Origin of the sequence: Streptomyces silvae, from assembly GCF_016745505.1 — a bacterium.
GTDB classification, from domain to species: domain Bacteria; phylum Actinomycetota; class Actinomycetes; order Streptomycetales; family Streptomycetaceae; genus Streptomyces; species Streptomyces silvae.
In genome coordinates this window covers 1-3,204 of the sequence record NZ_JAERUC010000106.1, presented here as the reverse complement: position 1 = coordinate 3,204, position 3,204 = coordinate 1, and the positions used below count along the sequence as shown (strand labels likewise).

Genomic DNA, 3,204 nt, shown 5'->3' with positions numbered 1-3,204 from the left:
GGGGTGATGGGTGGCTGGTCGTTGTTTGAGAACTGCACAGTGGACGCGAGCATCTGTGGCCAAGTTTTTAAGGGCGCACGGTGGATGCCTTGGCACCAGGAACCGATGAAGGACGTGGGAGGCCACGATAGTCCCCGGGGAGCTGTCAACCAAGCTTTGATCCGGGGGTTTCCGAATGGGGAAACCCGGCAGTCGTCATGGGCTGTCACCCGCTGCTGAACACATAGGCAGTGTGGAGGGAACGAGGGGAAGTGAAACATCTCAGTACCCTCAGGAAGAGAAAACAACCGTGATTCCGGGAGTAGTGGCGAGCGAAACTGGATGAGGCCAAACCGTATGCGTGTGATACCCGGCAGGGGTTGCGCATACGGGGTTGTGGGATCTCTCTTTCACAGTCTGCCGGCTGTGAGGCGAGTCAGAAACCGTTGATGTAGGCGAAGGACATGCGAAAGGTCCGGCGTAGAGGGTAAGACCCCCGTAGCTGAAACATCAACGGCTCGTTTGAGAGACACCCAAGTAGCACGGGGCCCGAGAAATCCCGTGTGAATCTGGCGGGACCACCCGCTAAGCCTAAATATTCCCTGGTGACCGATAGCGGATAGTACCGTGAGGGAATGGTGAAAAGTACCGCGGGAGCGGAGTGAAATAGTACCTGAAACCGTGTGCCTACAAGCCGTGGGAGCGTCGCTGTATGTGCTTGCACATGCAGTCGTGACTGCGTGCCTTTTGAAGAATGAGCCTGCGAGTTAGCGGTGTGTAGCGAGGTTAACCCGTGTGGGGAAGCCGTAGCGAAAGCGAGTCCGAATAGGGCGATTGAGTTGCACGCTCTAGACCCGAAGCGGAGTGATCTAGCCATGGGCAGGTTGAAGCGGAGGTAAGACTTCGTGGAGGACCGAACCCACCAGGGTTGAAAACCTGGGGGATGACCTGTGGTTAGGGGTGAAAGGCCAATCAAACTCCGTGATAGCTGGTTCTCCCCGAAATGCATTTAGGTGCAGCGTCGTGTGTTTCTTGCCGGAGGTAGAGCACTGGATAGGCGATGGGCCCTACCGGGTTACTGACCTTAGCCAAACTCCGAATGCCGGTAAGTGAGAGCACGGCAGTGAGACTGTGGGGGATAAGCTCCATGGTCGAGAGGGAAACAGCCCAGAGCATCGACTAAGGCCCCTAAGCGTACGCTAAGTGGGAAAGGATGTGGAGTCGCAGAGACAACCAGGAGGTTGGCTTAGAAGCAGCCACCCTTGAAAGAGTGCGTAATAGCTCACTGGTCAAGTGATTCCGCGCCGACAATGTAGCGGGGCTCAAGCGTACCGCCGAAGTCGTGTCATTCCAGCACATACCCCCAACGGGGGCTGGGATGGGTAGGGGAGCGTCGTGTGCCGGGTGAAGCAGCCGCGGAAGCGAGTTGTGGACGGTTCACGAGTGAGAATGCAGGCATGAGTAGCGATACACACGTGAGAAACGTGTGCGCCGATTGACTAAGGGTTCCTGGGTCAAGCTGATCTGCCCAGGGTAAGTCGGGACCTAAGGCGAGGCCGACAGGCGTAGTCGATGGACAACCGGTTGATATTCCGGTACCCGCTTTGAAACGCCCAATACTGAATCAGGCGATGCTAAGTCCGTGAAGCCGGCCCGATCTCTTCGGAGTTGAGGGTAGTGGTGGAGCCGACGAACCAGACTTGTACTAGGTAAGCGATGGGGTGACGCAGGAAGGTAGTCCAGCCCGGGCGGTGGTTGTCCCGGGGTAAGGGTGTAGGACGCACGGTAGGTAAATCCGTCGTGCACATAGTCTGAGACCTGATGCCGAGCCGATTGTGGTGAAGTGGATGATCCTATGCTGTCGAGAAAAGCCTCTAGCGAGTTTCATGGCGGCCCGTACCCTAAACCGACTCAGGTAGTCAGGTAGAGAATACCGAGGCGTTCGGGTGAACTATGGTTAAGGAACTCGGCAAAATGCCCCCGTAACTTCGGGAGAAGGGGGGCCATCACTGGTGATCCGATTTACTCGGTGAGCTGGGGGTGGCCGCAGAGACCAGCGAGAAGCGACTGTTTACTAAAAACACAGGTCCGTGCGAAGCCGTAAGGCGATGTATACGGACTGACGCCTGCCCGGTGCTGGAACGTTAAGGGGACCGGTTAGTGCACTTTCGGGTGTGCGAAGCTGAGAACTTAAGCGCCAGTAAACGGCGGTGGTAACTATAACCATCCTAAGGTAGCGAAATTCCTTGTCGGGTAAGTTCCGACCTGCACGAATGGCGTAACGACTTCTCGACTGTCTCAACCATAGGCCCGGTGAAATTGCACTACGAGTAAAGATGCTCGTTTCGCGCAGCAGGACGGAAAGACCCCGGGACCTTTACTATAGTTTGATATTGGTGTTCGGTTCGGCTTGTGTAGGATAGGTGGGAGACTTTGAAGCGGCCACGCCAGTGGTTGTGGAGTCGTCGTTGAAATACCACTCTGGTCGTGCTGGATGTCTAACCTGGGTCCGTGATCCGGATCAGGGACAGTGTCTGATGGGTAGTTTAACTGGGGCGGTTGCCTCCTAAAGAGTAACGGAGGCGCCCAAAGGTTCCCTCAGCCTGGTTGGCAATCAGGTGTTGAGTGTAAGTGCACAAGGGAGCTTGACTGTGAGACCGACGGGTCGAGCAGGGACGAAAGTCGGGACTAGTGATCCGGCAGTGGCTTGTGGAAGCGCTGTCGCTCAACGGATAAAAGGTACCCCGGGGATAACAGGCTGATCTTCCCCAAGAGTCCATATCGACGGGATGGTTTGGCACCTCGATGTCGGCTCGTCGCATCCTGGGGCTGGAGTCGGTCCCAAGGGTTGGGCTGTTCGCCCATTAAAGCGGTACGCGAGCTGGGTTTAGAACGTCGTGAGACAGTTCGGTCCCTATCCGCTGTGCGCGTAGGAATATTGAGAAGGGCTGTCCCTAGTACGAGAGGACCGGGACGGACGAACCTCTGGTGTGCCAGTTGTCCTGCCAAGGGCATGGCTGGTTGGCTACGTTCGGAAAGGATAACCGCTGAAAGCATCTAAGCGGGAAGCCTGCTTCGAGATGAGTATTCCCACCACCTTGAGTGGTTAAGGCTCCCAGTAGACGACTGGGTTGATAGGCCAGATGTGGAAGCCCGGTAACGGGTGGAGCTGACTGGTACTAATAGGCCGAGGGCTTGTCCTCAGTTGCTCGCGTCCACTGTGTT

Annotated in this window: 1 rRNA gene; it reads left to right on the top strand. The window is 56.4% G+C overall.

Going from position 1 to position 3,204, the window contains the following annotated elements:
* Positions 1-57 precede the first annotated feature (57 nt).
* Positions 58-3,182 (top strand): 23S ribosomal RNA (locus JKV81_RS16700).
* Positions 3,183-3,204: the final 22 nt, after the last annotated feature.